At 64.7% G+C, this 17,260-nt stretch carries 13 protein-coding genes; 9 read left to right on the top strand and 4 right to left on the bottom strand.

Going from position 1 to position 17,260, the window contains the following annotated elements; genetic code table 11:
- Positions 1-32 precede the first annotated feature (32 nt).
- Positions 33-1,355 (bottom strand): ABC transporter substrate-binding protein, encoded by a 1,323-nt coding sequence (locus tag ABFX56_RS06730; RefSeq protein ID WP_346232487.1) that lies wholly within the window; start codon positions 1,353-1,355, stop codon positions 33-35.
- A 201-nt stretch (positions 1,356-1,556) separates the two neighbouring features.
- Between ABFX56_RS06730 and ABFX56_RS06725 the strand changes: the two genes are divergently transcribed.
- The 5 genes from ABFX56_RS06725 to ABFX56_RS06705 all read left to right on the top strand — a co-directional run bounded on the left by ABFX56_RS06725 (position 1,557) and on the right by ABFX56_RS06705 (position 7,293).
- Entirely contained in the window at positions 1,557-2,579 is a 1,023-nt protein-coding gene (locus ABFX56_RS06725; protein ID WP_346232486.1) for a substrate-binding domain-containing protein, read from the top strand.
- Between the two features lie 154 nt (positions 2,580-2,733).
- On the top strand, positions 2,734-3,945 hold the full coding sequence (locus tag ABFX56_RS06720; protein ID WP_346232485.1) for a Gfo/Idh/MocA family protein: 1,212 nt from the start codon (positions 2,734-2,736) through the stop codon (positions 3,943-3,945).
- A gap of 37 nt (positions 3,946-3,982) precedes the next feature.
- Positions 3,983-4,681, top strand: coding sequence for a ThuA domain-containing protein (locus ABFX56_RS06715; protein WP_346233164.1), 699 nt, complete (start codon positions 3,983-3,985; stop codon positions 4,679-4,681).
- The gene (locus ABFX56_RS06710) at positions 4,678-5,763 is read left to right on the top strand and encodes a Gfo/Idh/MocA family protein (protein ID WP_346232484.1); all 1,086 of its coding nucleotides are present in this window, start codon (positions 4,678-4,680) and stop codon (positions 5,761-5,763) included. Before ABFX56_RS06715 ends, ABFX56_RS06710 begins: the two co-directional genes overlap by 4 nt.
- Positions 5,764-5,850: 87 nt before the next feature.
- Entirely contained in the window at positions 5,851-7,293 is a 1,443-nt protein-coding gene (locus ABFX56_RS06705; RefSeq protein ID WP_346232483.1) for a GH1 family beta-glucosidase, read from the top strand.
- 95 nt (positions 7,294-7,388) lie between these two features.
- Here ABFX56_RS06705 and xylB read toward each other — a convergent pair whose 3' ends face one another.
- The 3 genes from xylB to ABFX56_RS06690 form a co-directional block, all read right to left on the bottom strand.
- Positions 7,389-8,864, bottom strand: coding sequence for a xylulokinase (gene xylB / locus ABFX56_RS06700; protein WP_346232482.1), 1,476 nt, complete (start codon positions 8,862-8,864; stop codon positions 7,389-7,391).
- A 162-nt stretch (positions 8,865-9,026) separates the two neighbouring features.
- Entirely contained in the window at positions 9,027-10,217 is a 1,191-nt protein-coding gene (xylA, locus tag ABFX56_RS06695) for a xylose isomerase (protein WP_346232481.1), read from the bottom strand.
- 107 nt (positions 10,218-10,324) lie between these two features.
- On the bottom strand, positions 10,325-11,356 hold the full coding sequence (locus ABFX56_RS06690) for a LacI family DNA-binding transcriptional regulator (RefSeq protein WP_346232480.1): 1,032 nt from the start codon (positions 11,354-11,356) through the stop codon (positions 10,325-10,327).
- A 158-nt stretch (positions 11,357-11,514) separates the two neighbouring features.
- On the opposite strand from ABFX56_RS06690, the gene ABFX56_RS06685 reads away from it, so the two are divergent.
- The 4 genes from ABFX56_RS06685 to ABFX56_RS06670 are packed head-to-tail and all read left to right on the top strand — an operon-like array spanning position 11,515 to position 17,224.
- Complete coding sequence (locus ABFX56_RS06685; protein ID WP_346232479.1) at positions 11,515-12,822, top strand: extracellular solute-binding protein; 1,308 nt, start codon at positions 11,515-11,517, stop codon at positions 12,820-12,822.
- A 9-nt stretch (positions 12,823-12,831) separates the two neighbouring features.
- A complete protein-coding gene (locus ABFX56_RS06680; protein ID WP_428834407.1) occupies positions 12,832-13,857 on the top strand; it encodes a carbohydrate ABC transporter permease in 1,026 nt (341 codons plus the stop codon).
- Positions 13,857-14,726 carry a carbohydrate ABC transporter permease gene (locus tag ABFX56_RS06675; RefSeq protein ID WP_346232478.1) on the top strand — a complete coding sequence of 290 codons (870 nt, stop codon included), beginning with the start codon at positions 13,857-13,859 and terminating at the stop codon, positions 14,724-14,726. Before ABFX56_RS06680 ends, ABFX56_RS06675 begins: the two co-directional genes overlap by 1 nt.
- 53 nt (positions 14,727-14,779) lie before the next feature.
- Positions 14,780-17,224 (top strand): beta-xylosidase/alpha-l-arabinosidase, encoded by a 2,445-nt coding sequence (locus tag ABFX56_RS06670; RefSeq protein WP_346232477.1) that lies wholly within the window; start codon positions 14,780-14,782, stop codon positions 17,222-17,224.
- The last annotated feature ends 36 nt before the right edge of the window (positions 17,225-17,260 follow it).

The raw sequence follows: 17,260 nt of genomic DNA, 5'->3' as shown, positions 1-17,260 counted from the left end.
CCGGCTTGCGCTCGGCCCACCCCCGTTCGGCCTTACTTCATGAGGCCTTCCATAGAAGTCTGCAACGTGGTCAGAGCGCTCTTTGCGTCGGTCCTTCCACCGAGGATCGCCTGCGCGAAGGTGATCATCGGAGCGGTTCCGTCGACGGTGTTGGCAATGTTGTAGAACAGTCCGTCACCGCCCGGTGCGGCCCAGGTCTTGAAGACGGGCTGCCATTCCTTGATGATCTTGACATTGTTCGGTTCGGACTGGAATTCAGCGGTCTCCGAGATCGACTTCAGCGGCGGCAGGCCGATCCCGGTCTTCTTCAACCACAGCTCCTTCATGTTCTGGTAGTAGTAGGTAAGGAACGCCTCGGAACTCTCCTGGCTCGGCGTGTTCTTGTACATCATGATGTTGTTCGGGAAGTACAGACCGCCTTTCTTGCCGCTCGGACTGGTGAGCGGGCTCCCGACTACAAGGTCGCCCGCAACATCACCCACGGCTCCAGCGGCGAGACCTGCGCCGTCCCACCCGAAGCCGAACTTCTTTGCCTTCCATTGCGATTGCACGTTGGCGCTCGTGTAGGTCGCTGCCGCCGGGTCGCTGTATCCGCTCTTCACGAGATCCAGGATGTACTCCATGGCCTCGATGTTCTGCGGGGTGACGCAGTCTGGTTTCTTATCGGCGTTGAACAGCCCGCCTCCGTTGTTGATCATGAACGCCGTGAGGATGTGGCTGCCGGTGAAGCTGCCGGCGCCGGAGCCGAGACCAAACCCGTAGACGCCATTCTTCTTGAGCGCTGCGCAGACGTTCCTGTAAGAGTCCCAGTCTGTTGGCGGCTCGACACCCGCCTGTTCGAGCAGGGTCTTGTTGTACCACGAGATCCGCACGTCAAGGTTGTACGGCACTGCCGCGTAGCCCTCATCGGTCTTCATCGTGTCTACCAGGCCGTCGAAGAAGTCGTCGTAGATGCCGTACTTCTTCCAACTGTCGAGCAGGTGATCTGCATAGGCGATCTTGCCCTGATGGGCGAACTGGAAGGCTTGCGTCCCGCCACCGGAACTCACCGCTGGACCGGTGTTGGATGCGACGGCGGACGAGAACGTCTGAGTGAAGTTCGCCCACTGAATTTCTTGATAGGTTGCCGCCCCGAGGCCACTCTTGGGTGTATACGCCAGCGTGATCTTCTTGTCGGTCGGGTTGAATTCGGTGCCGCCCCACGGCATGTTCCAGAACTTGATCGCCTTGGCAGAACCGGCTCCGGCCTTCCCTCCGGTCGAGCAGGCTGCGAGCACGGCAGTCGCTGCGACGCCTCCGGCGATTCCCAGGAAACCGCGCCTCGAGAAGGAAGATCCTGTGGATTGTGAAGCCATGACAGTTTCCTTTCCAGCCGCCGTCGACAGTGGCAGCGGTGTTGATTCGTCGTTGGATGCAATTGTCGCTCTGTTCATGAAAAGGTTTCGTTCAGCGACGGCATCAGTATTCATGGGTTCTCGGGCATTGTCAACAAAAAGTCGAGACGGACTGCGTCCAGCGGCCACGGCGCGAGCCTGTTTGACCGGTACCATGAGCGCATGAGCCAGCAAAAGGTTTCGCAGCCGCGTGCCACACTCGCCGAGATTGCGCACGGTGCCTCAGTGTCGGTGTCGACGGTTTCAAAGGTGCTCAATGGCCGAGCCGGCGTCTCTGATTCGGTACGCGAACAGATCGAAGGCCTGCTTCACTCCGCGGGGTATAGCCGGCGTGGCACCGCCCATGAACAGGGCATCCTCCTTGAATTAGTGTTCGACAACATCGACAGCGAGTGGTCGCTTCAGATCATCCGGGGAGTCGAGAGCGTCGCGCGGGAGAGGGGTCTCAGTGTCATCCTCACGGAAAGCGGGAGACACCTGTCGCTCGCACCCGACTGGATCGACGGAATCCTCCGACGGCAACCAGCCGGCGTCATCCTGCTCTTTTCGGACCTCTCGATTGACCACAAGAGACAGCTGAGAACCCGCAACATTCCGTTTGTCGTGCTCGACCCGGCCGGGGAGCCGGACCAGGATGTCTCGTCGGTGGGGTCGGCCAACTGGTCGGGCGGCCTGGCGGCTACGAGGCACCTGATCGAGCTCGGTCACCGCAGGATCGCCATGGTCAATGGCCCGCAGGAAATGCTGTGCTCGCGCGCTCGGCTGTCCGGGTACCGCGCTGCGCTGGACGAGGCGGGCATCCCGTTCGAGGCGACGCTCATCGAAGCTGGCAGCTTTCACTACGAGGATGGGGTTGCTGCCGGTACGAGGCTCTTGACCAGAGCGGATCGACCGACTGCGATCTTCGCAGGCAACGATCTCCAGGCCTTCGGGGTCTATGAAGCCGCACGCATGCAGGGCCTGGTCATCCCGGACGATGTTTCCGTGGTTGGCTACGACGATGTTCCGAGTGCCAGTTGGATGGGCCCCAAGCTCACAACGGTACGTCAGCCCTTGATCGAGATGGCGGAAGAGGCGACGCGTCTTGTGCTCGCGATGCGCGACGATCCGCATCACAAGCTCGTTCGTCTCGATCTTGCGACAAGTCTCATCGTGCGGGCGAGCACGGCGCCGCCGAAGGCTTGAGTCCGGCACGGCCAGCATTGAAGCGAGATGCGAGCGATATGTTTCTGAGCCAGACGAGAAAGCTTGCGTTGGCTGCCGTGACCGGATACCGTGACGACACGGGCTAGTATCGGCTGGTCCGTTCGCTCGACCATACGAACGGGAGTGTGCACACATGAGCAAGAAACAGTTCAGCATTGCACTCGTCGGGTACGGCTTCATGGGAGCGGCGCATTCGCAGGCATGGCGCGTCGCGCCGCGCTTCTTCGAACTTCCGGTCGAGCCGCGGATGGCGGTGATCGTCGGGCGAAACCCGGCCCGCGTCGAAGCGGCGGCGGAGCGCTTCGGATGGGCGGAGGCGGAAACACAGTGGCGCCGGGTGATCGAGCGTGACGACATCGACCTCGTTGACATCTGCAGCCCCGGCTTCACCCATGCCGAGATAGCGATAGCGGCGCTGGAGGCGGGCAAACACGTGCTGTGTGAGAAGCCTCTCGCCAACACGGTCGCCGAAGCGCAACGGATGGCCGACGCAGCCGAGCGAGCAGCAGCACACGGCGCCTACGCCATGGTGGGATTCAGCTATCGGCGGGTGCCCGCGATCACCTTCGCCCGCGATCTGGTCGCCGCTGGGAAGATCGGACAGCTGCGACAGGTACGCGCGCTCTACCTTCAGGACTGGCTCGTCGACGCCGAAGGACCGATGACCTGGCGGCTGGACAAGGACCTCGCCGGCTCGGGTTCTCTCGGTGACATCGGCGCGCACGCGATTGACGCCGTGCAGTTCATCACGGGCCGCCCGGTGACGAGCGTCAGCGGAGTCCTGGAAACGCTTGTACCCGAGCGGCCACTGCTCGGCGAGTCGGTTGGGCTCAGCGGCACTGCATCGAGCGAACGCGGCCGGGTAACCGTCGATGACGTTGCCTTGTTCACCGCACGGCTGGACGGCGGCGTGCTCGCCTCGTTCGAGGCGACGAGATACGCGACCGGGCGCAAGAACGCGTTCCGCCTCGAGTTCAGCGGTTCGAAGGGGGCGATAGCGTTCGACTTCGAGCGGATGAACGAGCTCGATTTCTACGACGCCACGGATCAGTCCGGGCAGAACGGCTTCCGCCGCATCCTCGTCACCGAGCCAGAGCATCCGTACCTTTCGGCCTGGTGGCCGACCGGCCATGGCCTCGGCTACGAGCACCCGTTTTCGCACCAGGTGCGCGACTTGCTGATCGATATCGCCGCCGGTACACAGCCGCGGCCGTCGTTCGACGAAGGCCTCCAGGTGCAGCGAGTGCTCGAAGCGGTTGAGGCAAGCTCCGCCGACGGCAGTCGCTGGGTCAGGGTGGAGCACCATGGCAATGCCGCGGAACGAGAACAGGGAAGAAACCTATGAGCAACTTTGTCCAGACAGCGAGCACGCGGTGACCGTCATGCCGGGCGGACGCAATGCCCTGATCGTGCGGGGCGGGTGGGACGGCCATCAGCCCGTCGAGACGACCAATTCCACGATTCCGTTCCTGACCAGAAACGGGTTCACGGTGCGCATCGAAGAGTCTCCCGCCATCTACACGGATGCCGACTACCTCGCCACCGTCGACCTCATCCTGCAGATCAACACGATGGCATCCATCAGCAAGGACGAACTCGCCGGTCTCCAGACCGCGGTGTTGAACGGTACGGGGATGGGCGGATGGCACGGCGGCATCGCGGACTCGTATCGCAACAGTGCCGACTACCTGCACATGATCGGCGGGCAGTTTGCCCACCACGCAGGCAAGAACCCGGCCGAGCGCACCGGCGACCAGTCCGACAACTACATTCCATACACAGTGCATATCACCGACCTCGGCCGCAGACATCCGATCACGCAGGGGATCGCCGACTTCGACCTGGTCACGGAACAGTACTGGGTGCTGAGCGATGAGTACAACGATGTGCTGGCGACCACCACCCAGGAAGTCCGGCCGTGGGACGCCTGGAACCGGCCGGTCACCGCTCCCGCGGTCTGGACCAGGCAGTGGGGCAAGGGTCGGATCTTCGTCTGCGCCCCAGGACACCGGCTCGAGATTCTCGACGACCCCAATGTGCGCACCATTGTGGAGAGGGGTCTTCTGTGGGCGGCGCGATGAACATCGGAGTCATCGGAGTGGGCACGATCAGCGCCCAGTACTTCGCCGAGTTCCCCAAGCTACCCGGACTGTGCATCCTGGCAGTCGCCGATCTCGACGGATCTCGGGCGGCCCGGGTGGCAGCGCAGTACGAGGTCGAGGCGCTCAGCGTCGACGCGCTGCTCGCCGATCCTCGCATCGATGCGGTGCTGAACCTCACCGTCCCCGCCGTGCACGTCGAACTCGCGACCCGGGCGCTCCTGGCAGGTAAGCACGTCTATGGCGAGAAGCCGCTGGGGCTGAACCCCGGCGCAGCAGGGGAGATGCTCGAACTCGCGCGGACGCGAGGACTGCGAGTGGGCAGCGCGCCGGACACGGTGCTCGGCACGGGTGTGCAGACCGCCCGTGCGCTACTGGAGTCCGGGGCGGTCGGCGAACCCGTTGCCGCGTCGGTGCATTGGAGCTCGCCCGGACACGAACTCTGGCATCCTGCCCCCCAGTTCTACTATCAGAACGGTGGCGGGCCGCTGTTCGACATGGCCCCGTACTACCTCACGACCCTGGTCACGCTGTTAGGTCCCGTGGTCCGGGTATCCGGCGTCGCGACGCGGTCGGGCCGGCAGCGCGTGATCGCCAAGGGCAGCCAGGCGGGAACCACATTCCCCGTGGATGTGGACACACACGTCAGCGCGATCCTTGAACACGCGAACGGGCTGACTTCGACCCTGACGGTGAGCTTCGAGGTGTGGGCATCGCGCGTTCCGTTGTTCGAACTGTATGGAACAGCGGGGACGATCGCGGTGCCTGATCCCAACCGGTTCTCCGACCCCGTCGAGGTCTGGACTGTGGACCGACCGGAATGGACAGGGGTGCCGGTATCCGCCGGCTATGCGGGCGCCGGACGCGGGTTCGGGCTGGCAGATATGGCACACGCGATTGAAACTGGTCGTCCGCACCGGGCGTCGGGGGACCTCGCGTTCCATGTGCTGGAAATCATGGATGCCGTGCTCCGTGCGGGCGCCGAGAAACGGGTTGTCGAACTGGTGAGCACGGTAGAGCAGCCCGAACCGGTGCCGTTCGGGGCGACCCCGGACAACTGGTGACTTCGCTGCCCCGCAGTCGGTGACGGGTGTGGTTGGAGCCAGCGCGGATCGAACCGGTACGACGAGACGAAAGATGAGGGCAGGACGATGACGGCCAACAATGCGGATTATCGCGACAGTGGACTGGTGTTTCCGGAGGGGTTCGTGTTCGGATCGGCCACCGCGTCGTACCAGGTCGAGGGCGCCGTCGCGGAAGGTGGCAGGGGTCAGAGCATCTGGGACACCTTCAGCCACACGCCGGGACGGGTGCTGAACGGAGACACCGGCGATGTGGCCGATGACCACTATCACCGCGTCGACGCGGATCTCGACCTGATGGAAAGTCTCAACCTCGCTGCATACCGGTTCTCGATCGCGTGGCCGCGCATACTGCCGACCGGTCGTGGGCCGGTCAACCAAGCCGGTCTCGATTTCTATTCGAGACTGGTCGATGGGCTCCTCGACCGCGGGATCACGCCGGTGGCGACGCTCTATCACTGGGATCTACCCCAGGCGCTCGAGGACAAGGGAGGCTGGGCCAACCGCGACACTGCCCTTGCCTTCGGCGAATACGCGCGCATCGTCGGGGCGGCGTTGGGGGACCGGGTCGCCGTGTGGACGACGCTCAACGAACCGTGGTGTGCCGCGTTCTTGGGCTATGCCTCCGGTGCCCACGCCCCGGGTCGAACCGAGCCGCTGGCGGCGTTGCGGGCTGCGCACCACCTGAACCTCGCGCACGGCGTGGCCATCCAGGCGCTGCGCACGGTGGTCGCGAACGAGCCGCAGTTCTCCGTCACGCTCAACCTGCATGCGCTGCGCGGCGACGGGCCGACCGGTGCCGAGGCGGTGCGCCGCATCGATGCGGTCGGCAACCGCGTCTTCACCGGGCCGATGCTGCACGGGGCGTATCCGCAGGACCTGCTGGAAGACACCGCAGCGATCACCGACTGGTCGTTCCTGCGTGATGGAGACACGCAGATCATCCACCAGGAGATCGACGTACTCGGGGTGAATTATTACGCGACCACGCTGGTACGAGTTTGGGACGGCCACGGGGAGCGCTCCAGCTGGGACGGGCACAAGGCCGTCGGTGTTTCGCCCTGGCCGGGAGCCGATGACATCGAGTTCCTGCCGCAGCCCGGGCCTTACACGTCGATGGGATGGAACATTGAGCCGAGTGGGCTCGAAGAGCTCCTCCTGTCCGTGCACGCGGAGTTCCCGGATCTGCCGCTGATGGTAACCGAGAACGGAGTCGCATTCGAGGATGTCGTGATCGAGGACGATAGTGGAGCGGCGGTGCATGATGGCAACCGGGTCGACTATCTGCGACGGCATGTGACGGCGGCGCATCGTGCGCTCCAGGCGGGCGTTGATGTGCGCGGCTATTTCGTCTGGTCGCTGCTCGACAACTTCGAGTGGGGTTACGGGTACTCGAAGCGGTTCGGGATCGTGCGGGTCGACTACGACACCCTCGAGCGCCTGCCCAAGGACAGTGCCTTCTGGTACGCGCAGCTGGCTGCGACCCGCACGATTCCCGAGGTTGAGGGGTAACCACGGGGCCGACGGCACCGCTCAGCGCGGACGATTCAGCACCGGACGATTCGGCACCGGACGATTCGGCACCGGACGATTCGGCACCGGACGATTCAGCGGCGAGCGGCGTACTGCTCGCGGATGATGGGTTGCGTGTCGTGCCTGGGCGTGGCCAACACTTCCAGCGGCCACTGCGGGCGGCTGTTCTTCAGCACCCAGGCGGCCTGCACCGCTGCGCCGAGCGCGACATATTCTGCCGGAGACGGCAGCTCGACCGGAAGGTCGAACACCTGACCTGCGATCGTCGCGACCGCCTCGTTCTGTGCGGCGCCGCCGATGAGCAGGATGCGCTGCGCATGGACGCCCTGCGCCCGGATCGCGTCCAGCCCGTCCGCTAGCCCGCAGAGCATACCTTCGATGGCCGCCCTCGCGACGTTGCCACGGGTCGTGGATGCGAGCGTGAGACCTGACAACGTCGCGGTCGCGTCCGGCAGGTTGGGGGTCCGCTCTCCCTCGAAGTACGGTTGCAACACCGCGCCGTCCGCGCCCGGATTCGCTTCGAGTGCCAGACGCGCGAGTTCCGCGTGATTCACACCGAGCAGCCCTGCCATCGAGTCCAGCACGCGAGCCGCGTTCAGGGTGGCGATCAGCGGTAGAAAGCCGCCCGCGGCATCCGCGAACCCGGCTACCGTACCGCTCGCGTCGCGCACCGGTCGCTCGGTGACAGCGAACACGGTGCCGCTGGTGCCGATCGAGACGACGACGTCGCCGGCGGTGGCACCCAGGCCGAGTGCGGCGCCTGCGTTATCACCCATCCCGACACCGACCACGATCCGACCGTCGGTCCGCCCGGCATCCGCCCCGCCCCCCGGAAATTCAGGAAAACCGGCCACCGTGCCGGCACGCGCCCCCGGACCTAGCACGGTCGGCAGGATCGGTAGCCCTTGGGTTCCTGAATTTCCGAGGGGGAGCGGTCGACGCAGCGCACGAGCGACGAGGTCGAGGTCGTAGGCGCCGGTACCCGGGTTCCAGTAGGACGTGCCGCTCGCTTCGGAGCGGTCGGTGCTGAGCGCGGCGAGGTCGGGTCCGAGGGCGCTCTCGCCAAGGGGGCCATAGCCGCGCAACCGCCAGGTCAGCCAATCGTGCGGGAGGGCGACGGCCGCCACTCGGGCGGCGTTGTCTGGTTCGTGGTCGCGCAGCCAGCGCAGCTTCGTGATGGTGAACGAGGCGACCGGCACCGTGCCGGTGCGCTGCGCGAAGGCCTCCGCTCCGACCTCGTCGATAAGATCTCGGGCCGCCGGTGCGCTGCGGGTATCGTTCCACAGCAGAGCCGGGCGGATGACGCGGCCGGCGGAATCCAGCACGACCATCCCGTGTTGCTGACCGGCGATCGAGATCGCCGACACGTCGTCTAGACTCCCGGCATCCGCCACCGCCGCGCGCAACGCCGCCCACCACGCCTCGGGATCGACCTCGGTGCCACCCGGATGCGCCGCACGACCGGTGCGCACTATGGCGCCGTCGTCGAGCCCCCGAATGACGACCTTGCAACTCTGCGTCGACGAATCAACGCCCGCAACCAATGGCATCCGTGCCCCTTTCATCATTCAGGAGGTTGTGTGACCACAGTGGCAGACGATGCTGCTGGTGACCTCAGCCAGCCCAGCAGCCCCGTCAGTCACGCACCCTCCTGAATGATGAAGGCGAGGCGACGGATGCTGCGGAGCCGGATGCAGGGACCGGGCGGGAGGCTAGCGCGCGCCGAGCAGATGCTCGGTGGCCAGTTGCTGCAGGCGCACGAAGCCGAAGCCGCGGCCACCGAAGTACGAGTCGGCGTCGAAGTCCTCGTACGCCGATCGGTCGGCCAGCAGCTCGGCGTACGACTCGCCTTCGCCCAGCGTCGGCACCGAGAGCTCCGGCACGCGGGACGCGGCCAGCGCTTCCTGCACCTCCGGGTCGGCGCGGAACGCCGCCGCCCGCTCCTTGAGCAGCAGGTAGGTGTGCATGTTCGCGGCAGCGGAGTCCCACACCCCCGTGATGTCCTCGGTGCGAGAGGGCTTGTAGTCGAAGTGGCGAGGGCCGGTGTAGGTCTGCCCGCCGTCCGGTCCGCCGTTTTCGAGCAGGTCGACCAGGGCGAACGCGTTGTGCAGGTCGCCGTGGCCGAAGACGAGGTCCTGGTCGTACTTGATGCCGCGCTGCCCGTTCAGGTCGATGTGGAAGAGCTTGCCCTGGTACAGGGCCTGCGCGATCCCGGCCGCGTAGTTGAGGCCGGCCATCTGCTCGTGCCCCACCTCGGGGTTGATGCCGACCAATTCCGGCCGCTCGAGCGTCGTGATGAACGCGAGCGCGTGCCCGACGGTCGGGAGCAGGATGTCGCCGCGCGGCTCGTTCGGCTTCGGCTCGATGGCGAACCGGATGTCGTACCCCTGGTCGGTGACATAGTCGCCGAGCAGGTTGACGGCCTCGCGGTAGCGCTCCAATGCGGCCCGGATGTCTTTGGCCGCGTCGTACTCGGCGCCCTCACGTCCGCCCCACATCACGAACGTCTTGGCACCCAGCTCGGCAGCCAGGTCGAGATTGCGCAGCACCTTGCGCAGCGCGAACCGGCGCACGCCGCGGTCGTTGGAGGTGAAGCCGCCGTCCTTGAACACGGGCTGACTGAACAGGTTGGTGGTGATCATCGGCACGATGAGGCCGGTGTCGGCCAGCGCCTGCGTCAGCCGGTCGATCTGCTGCTGACGCTGGGCCTCTGTGGAGCCGAAGGCAAACAGATCGTTGTCGTGGAAGGTGAGACCGTAGGCTCCGAGCTCGGCGAGCCGGGTCACCGCCTCGACGACATCCAGCGGCGGCCGGGTCGGACCACCGAACGGATCGGTGCCGTTATAACCGATCGTCCACAGGCCGAAAGAAAATTTGTCGTCGCGGGTCGGCTGCAGTGCCATGGAGTTTCCTCATCGTCGTCGGATCTGGGTTTGTTGGCTGGTAAAACATATTACTGCTCGTCGCCGAAATTCCAATACTCGAACCGGCCGAAATCGGCGACCGTCGCTCAGAGCACCGGCGCGGGGGCGGTACTGGCCCGGACAACCAGCTTGGCTGGCAGCTGGACGTGGCCCGGGACCTCGTGGCCGTCCAGCAACTCGACGAGCATCTCCAATGCCTGGGCACCGAGATCATGCAGTGGCTGCGCCATGGTTGTCAGCGGTGGCGTCGAACTGGCCGCCTCGGGGATGTCGTCGAATCCGATCACGGAGAGGTCGTGCGGCACGCTCAGCCCGAGTTCGCCGGCTACGGTGAGCACCCCGAGCGCGGACATATCGTTCGCGGCGAACACGGCGGTGGGCCGGTCGAGGCGTGTGAGTAGTTCGCGCGCGGCTCCGGCGGTCAGTGCGGCTTGGTATCCGCCGTCGCGCACCAGAGTCGGGTCGAACGCGATGCCGGCCTCCGCCAGCGATTCACGGTAGCCGGCTTCGCGCAGTTCGGCGGATGCGAGGTCGCTACGACCCCGGATATGGGCGATGCGTCGGTGACCCAGCCCGATCAAGTGGCGCATCGCGGTGCGGGCACCGCCGACGTTGTCCGAGTCGATCGTCGAGGGGCCGCCCGGACCGGTGTGCGGGTCGATTGCGACAACCGGGATCGAGGTCGTCGGCATGAGGACGGTCGGCGTGATGACGATGGCGCCGTCGATGAGCGTTCCGGCCAGGCGTGAGAGGGATCTGCGCTCCCAGCCGGTACGGCTGCCTCCCGCCACGAGACCGGAGTAGGCGAGGAGCTCGTAGCCGGTGCCACTGGCGGCGGTTGAGATACCCTTGAGCAGCTCGACGGAGAACGACTCGAACTCCGCGACGAGAACCCCAATGACATTGGTGCGTCGTCTGCGGAGGCTGCTCGCCACCAACGACGTCTCGTAGCCCAGGGCTGCGACAACCTCCAGCACGCGCTTCGAGGTCGCCGGAGCGACACCGTATCGGCCGTTGACGACCTTGGACACCGTCGGCACCGAGACGCCGGCGGCGCGCGCCACGTCCGCGATGGTCGCTCGCCCCAGTGAGGCAACCGGAGTGGCGTCAGGACTCATGGCTTCACAGTACAGCGCCGAACGCTCGTTTCGAGGCGCAATCACCGGTATAGAAATCGTTATCGATATCGATTGACAAAATGGCGGATCCGCTGTCAATCTTGACTGCACGGCATACCGAGGCCGCATGTCATCAGTCACAACGAAGGAGTTCGATAATGATGAGGAACGTTCGAACCGCGGGTATCCTGCTGCTCGCCGCGAGCACGGCCCTGCTGGCCACCGGTTGTTCCAGCGGCGGAGGCGGCGACAACGCCGGGGGCAACAGCACAGACAAAGTCACCATGACGTTCTGGAACAATGCCACGACGGGTCCTGGCAAAGCCTTCTGGGAGAAGACGGCAGCCGACTTCGAAGCCCTGCACAAGAACGTCACGATCAAGGTGCAGACCATCCAGAACGAAGACCTCGACGGCAAGCTGCAGACCTCGCTGAACGCGGGTGACGCACCGGACGTCTTCTTGCAGCGCGGCGGTGGCAAAATGGCGGCCATGGCCGATGCCGGCCAGCTGATGGATCTTACCGACTCCATCGATTCGGAAACGAAGTCGGCGGTCAGCGATGGCGCTTTCAAAGGCGAGACCTACAAGGGCAAGATCTACGCCATGCCCGTCAGCGTACTGCCAGAGGGCATCTACTACAGTCAGGACCTCTTCAAGGCCGCAGGAATTGACACCCCGCCCTCCACGATGGACGAGCTTGACTCCGCCGTGACCAAGCTCAAGGCCTCGGGTGTCGCACCCATCGCGGTCGGAGCGAAGGACGCCTGGCCGGCCGCCCACTGGTACTACAACTTCGCGCTTCGCCAGTGCAGCGAGGACACGCTCGCGAAGGCTGCCGAGACGCTCAAGTTCGAGGACTCGTGCTGGACGAAGGCGGGTGCGCTGCTCGACACCTTCAAGAACACCAACCCGTTCAACGACGGCTTCCTCACCACCTCGGCTCAGCAGGGTGCGGGCAGTTCCGCGGGACTCTTGGCGAACCACAAGGCCGCCATGGAACTCATGGGCGCGTGGGATCCCGGAGTCATCGCATCGCTGACGCCCGACGAGAAGCCGTTGCCAGACCTCGGCTGGTTCCCGTTCCCGAACATCTCGGGTGGCGACGGCGCTGACGGCGCCATCATGGGCGGAATCGACGGGTACTCCTGCTCGGCCAAGGCTCCGAAGAAAGAGTGCACCGAGTTCTTGAACTACATGACGACGAAGGACGTGCAAGAGGGCTACTACAAGGCGTTCAACGCGATCCCGGCCAACAAGGACGCGCAGAGCGTGATCACCGAGCCCTACCTCAAGTCAGTGCTCGAGGCCTACAACAAGGCGCCGTTCGTGTCACAGTACCTCGACACTCTGTACGGTCAGAACGTTGGCAATGCGCTCAACACCGCCGTCGTCGATGTGCTCGCCGGCAAGGGCACACCCGGCGACATCATCAAGGCGGTCAATGAGGCTGCAGCCAAGGGATAGTTCGCCATCATGAGCAGTTCCCTCAGCGCGGAATCGTTGACTGGTCAGCATCCGCCTCAGGGCACCCGACCGGCTGGGGATGAGGCGCAACGCGCGTCGTCCCCAGCCGCCGGGCGGCCGGGGCGAAATGCGACAGTCTGGCGCAAGCGCCTCGAAATCACCATCCTCTCGGGCCCGGCGATCATCGTCTTCGTCGCGTTCGTTATTTTTCCGGTGGTTCTGGCCGCGTATTACGGCTTCTTTCGCTGGAAGGGATTCGGAGCGCCGACCGATTTCGTCGGTCTGAACAACTACTTCATCATCTTCGCCGACACGGCCTTCCACGAGGTGTTGATACACAACGGCTTCATTGTTGTGCTGTCGCTCGTAATCCAGGGCCCGTTCGCCGTTGTACTTGCGCTCTTGCTGAACCAGAAGATCCGAGGGCGTTCGATCATCCGCGTGCTCATCTTCGTGCCGTATGTCATCTCCGAGGTCATCGTCGGTGTCGGCTGGAGCCTCATGCTGCAGACGGCGGGCGCGGTCAATGACTTCCTGCAGACGGTCGGGCTGGGTGCTTTCAAGGCGGACTGGCTGTCTGATCCGAAGATCGCGATCTGGTCGCTGATGCTCATCATCTCGTGGAAGTACATCGGCTTCGCCGTCATCCTCTTCCTCGCCGGGTTGCAGAGCATCCCGGAGGAACTGTTCGAGGCGGCCTCGATCGACGGGGCCAGCTACTGGCAGATTCAGCGTGACATCACGCTGCCATTGCTCTCCCCGACGATTCGGATCTGGGCGTTCCTGTCGATCATCGGTTCCCTGCAGCTTTTCGATCTTGTCTACATCATCTGGGGCCAGTACATCGCCTCAACGGCGGGCACCTCCACCATGGCGACCTACATGGTCGCCAGTGGGCGCACCTCGGGCAACTTCGGCTACGGCAGTGCCGTCGCGGTGGTCATGTTCGTTATCTCGCTCGCCATCGCACTGATCTACCAGCGCTTCGTGTTGCGACGCGACATGGCCGGCGCGGTCACCGGGAGGTCTCAGTAATGTCCGCTACCACTCTTGACCGAACATCGCGCCCGGTCGGCAGGCCCAGCCGGCAGAAGTGGGGCAATCCGGTTACCTATTTCATCGCTTTGCTCTTTATCGCGGTGTGCCTCGTGCCGGTGTTCTACATCGTGCTTGGCGGCTTTCGCAGCAACTCACAGATCACTTCGTCGCCCGCCGGCCTGCCGAACCCGTGGCGGTTCGACAACTACATCGACGTGCTGAGCAGTTCCACCTTCTGGCTGGAGATCGGCAACTCGGCGATTGTCGGATTCGCCACCACGGTGGGAGTCGTCGTGCTCGGCGTGATGGTGAGCTTCGTCCTGGCCCGGTACCACTTCGTGGGCCGGGGAGCAATGTATTCGCTGTTCGCCGCCGGTCTGATGTTCCCGATCACCGTCGCGATCACTCCGCTCTACATTCTGATTAAGAACCTGGGCCTGACGAACAATCTCGCTGGGGTGATCCTGCCGCAGATCGGGTTCGGACTTCCGGTCACGGTGATCATCCTGGTGCCATTCCTCAAGGCGATCCCTGATGAGATCGAGGAAGCGGCGTCGATCGACGGGGCGAGCAAACTCGGATTCTTCTTCCGCATGGTCATCCCGTTATCGGTGCCCGGAGTGGTCACGACCGGCATTCTGGCCTTCGTCGGAAGCTGGAACGCCTACCTGCTGCCGCTGTTCCTGCTGAACGACCAGTCGACGTTCACCTTGCCGCTCGGGGTGCAGGCGTTCGCCTCCCAGTACTCGGTGAATACCGCCAAGGTGCTGGCGTTCACCTCGTTGTCCATGATCCCTGCGTTGGTCTTCTTCACGATATTCGAACGCCGGATCGTGGGGGGATTGACCGGTGCGGTCAAGGGCTAGGTGCGCCCGGCCCCCGACGTCTTGTTTCCATACTCAACGAAAGTGATGATCCTGTGACGGATGTCGTGGCGGCCAGCCCCAAAGTTTCGCAGCGTGTGCGTGCGCTGCACGCTCGGATGACCCTCGAGGAGAAGCTCGCCCAAATCGTGGGTTACTGGCTCGATCAGAACGGGCTCGTTGCGCCGATGCAAGGCGAGATGGCTGCCGGACAGAAAGCGTCAGAAGACCTGCGCGAGGTGACTCGCCACGGCATCGGCCATTACACCCGCGTGTACGGCACCCGTCCTGTCGAGCCGGCAGAGCGCGCGGCATGGCTGTGGAGCGAGCAGCGGCGGCTCAAGCGCGAGACCAGGCTCGGCATCCCAGCGCTGGTGCACGAGGAGTGCCTCACCGGCCTGGCCGCCTGGAAGGCGGCGACGTTCCCCACCCCGCTGGCCTGGGGCGCATCGTTCGACCCCGCACTGGTTCAGCAGATGGCCGTCGCCATCGGCGACTCGATGAAGGAGCTGGGTATCCACCAGGGTCTGGCCCCGGTGCTCGACGTTATCCGGGACCCCCGGTGGGGCCGGGTCGACGAATGCATCGGGGAAGACCCCTATCTCGTTGGCACGGTCGGGACGGCCTACGTGCGCGGCCTGCAGAGCGCCGGTGTGCACGCGACGCTCAAGCACTTCTTTGGGTACTCGGCGTCGCGCGCGGGGCGCAATCATGCGCCAGTGCACGTCGGACCGCGCGAGATAGCGGATGTCTTCCTGCCGCCGTTCGAGATGGCCGTCCTCGACGGAGGGGCCAAATCCGTGATGAATTCCTATACGGACATCGACGGCGTGCCGATGGCCGCCAATGGGCAATATCTCACGAATCTTTTGCGCGATACCTGGGGTTTTGACGGCGTCGTGGTTGCCGACTACTTCGCGGTGGCCTTCCTCGAGGTCATGCACGCCGTCGCCTCAGACCGAGGTGAGGCCGCCGCGCTGGCGCTCGAAGCAGGCATCGACATCGAACTGCCGACCGGTGACGCGTACCTGCGGCCGCTAGCAGATCGCATTCGCGCCGGCGCTTTCGATGAGGCCTACGTGGACCGTGCCGTGCTGCGTGCGCTTGCGCAGAAGGAGGAGCTGGGGCTTCTTGACGAGGATGCCTTCGAGTCCGATCCACCGACCAACGTCGACCTCGACTCTCCTCGTCACCGCCAGCTGGCGCGGCGGCTCGCCGAGGAGTCGGTGGTTCTGCTCTCCAACGACGGCGTGCTTCCGCTCAATCGCCGCTCGACTACGCTCTCCCGGGTTGCTGTCATCGGTCCCAACGCGCATCGAGCGCAGGCGCTCCAAGGGTGTTACTCCTTTGCGAATCATGTGCTCGCAAGCTATCCGGAACTGCCGCTCGGATTCCAGATTCCCACGGTTCTCGAGTCGCTCCCCCGCGCGTTCGAGGCGGCGGGCCTCACCGTGCCCGAGTTCGTCTATGCCGAAGGATGCTCCGTCGAGGGCGAGGATGTTTCCGGCTTCGAGCGCGCGGTTGACGCCGTATCCGCAGCCGAACTGGCCATTGTCGTCGTGGGTGACCAGGCCGGACTCTTCGGCAGGGGCACCGTCGGCGAGGGCAACGACTCCGAGACACTGACCCTGCCTGGCGTGCAACGTCGACTTGTTGAGGCGGTGGTCGCAACCGGGACTCCCGTCATCATGGTGCTGCTGACCGGGAGGCCATACGCGATCAGCTGGGCACTCGACGGCGTTGCGCCGCTGCCGGCCGCGGTGCTCCAAGCATTCTTTCCCGGCGAGGGCGGTGGCCTCGCTCTTGCGGACATCATTACCGGCCGCATCAACCCTTCTGGGCGATTGCCGGTGTCACTGCCGCGGTCGGTCGGTGCGCAGCCGTACTCGTACCTGCATCCGATTCTGGGTGGACCATCCGATGTGACCGAGACCGACTCGACGCCGTTGCGCCCCTTCGGGTTCGGGCTGTCATACAGCAGCTTCGAGTACTCCGAGTTCGCCGTTGACCCCGCCTGTACCGCCGGCGACTCCTTCACAACGGCGGTGACGGTGACGAACACCGGTGCGGTGCGCGGAACGGACACCGTGCAGCTTTACGGCCACGATGTGCGTGCTTCGGTGACGCGCCCGGTGGCGCAGCTGCTGGCTTACGCACGCGTCGAACTCGACGCCGGCGATTCGGCTCGCCTCACGTTCTCGGTACCGACGACCCGATTCGCGTTCACCGACCGTCGGATGGTCAAGATCGTGGAGCCAGGTGACGTACAGGTGTGGGTGGCATCGCACGCTGAGGTGTCGGCTGACGCGCGCACCGGGGCATCCAGCAGTGGTCCGATCGTCAGCGAGAACCATGTCGAGGTGAGGCCGCTCCCCGGGGTATCGAGTTCCCGGGCGGTCGTCGCGATCACCGGCGACGTGTACGAGGTCACCACGTCGGATCCTCGCATGGCGAGCGTGCACCATGAGGCCGCAGTGTCATCAACGGCGATGGTGGTCTGACGACGGGTCGCCGGAACCGCAGTCGTTCCAGGGTAA

It is taken from the genome of Parafrigoribacterium mesophilum (genome assembly GCF_039652555.1).
GTDB classification, from domain to species: Bacteria; Actinomycetota; Actinomycetes; order Actinomycetales; family Microbacteriaceae; genus Parafrigoribacterium; species Parafrigoribacterium mesophilum.
This window is presented reverse-complemented; position numbering and strand designations above follow the sequence as displayed.

What these genes read in the sequence shown, in the direction of transcription:
- ABFX56_RS06730 (WP_346232487.1), bottom strand. Translation starts at nt 1,355, where the DNA reads ATGGCTTCACAATCCACAGGATCTTCCTTCTCGAGGCGCGGTTTCCTG.
- ABFX56_RS06725 (WP_346232486.1), top strand. Translation starts at nt 1,557, where the DNA reads ATGAGCCAGCAAAAGGTTTCGCAGCCGCGTGCCACACTCGCCGAGATT.
- ABFX56_RS06720 (WP_346232485.1), top strand. Translation starts at nt 2,734, where the DNA reads ATGAGCAAGAAACAGTTCAGCATTGCACTCGTCGGGTACGGCTTCATG.
- ABFX56_RS06715 (WP_346233164.1), top strand. Translation starts at nt 3,983, where the DNA reads ATGCCGGGCGGACGCAATGCCCTGATCGTGCGGGGCGGGTGGGACGGC.
- ABFX56_RS06710 (WP_346232484.1), top strand. Translation starts at nt 4,678, where the DNA reads ATGAACATCGGAGTCATCGGAGTGGGCACGATCAGCGCCCAGTACTTC.
- ABFX56_RS06705 (WP_346232483.1), top strand. Translation starts at nt 5,851, where the DNA reads ATGACGGCCAACAATGCGGATTATCGCGACAGTGGACTGGTGTTTCCG.
- xylB (WP_346232482.1), bottom strand. Translation starts at nt 8,864, where the DNA reads ATGCCATTGGTTGCGGGCGTTGATTCGTCGACGCAGAGTTGCAAGGTC.
- xylA (WP_346232481.1), bottom strand. Translation starts at nt 10,217, where the DNA reads ATGGCACTGCAGCCGACCCGCGACGACAAATTTTCTTTCGGCCTGTGG.
- ABFX56_RS06690 (WP_346232480.1), bottom strand. Translation starts at nt 11,356, where the DNA reads ATGAGTCCTGACGCCACTCCGGTTGCCTCACTGGGGCGAGCGACCATC.
- ABFX56_RS06685 (WP_346232479.1), top strand. Translation starts at nt 11,515, where the DNA reads ATGATGAGGAACGTTCGAACCGCGGGTATCCTGCTGCTCGCCGCGAGC.
- ABFX56_RS06680 (WP_428834407.1), top strand. Translation starts at nt 12,832, where the DNA reads ATGAGCAGTTCCCTCAGCGCGGAATCGTTGACTGGTCAGCATCCGCCT.
- ABFX56_RS06675 (WP_346232478.1), top strand. Translation starts at nt 13,857, where the DNA reads ATGTCCGCTACCACTCTTGACCGAACATCGCGCCCGGTCGGCAGGCCC.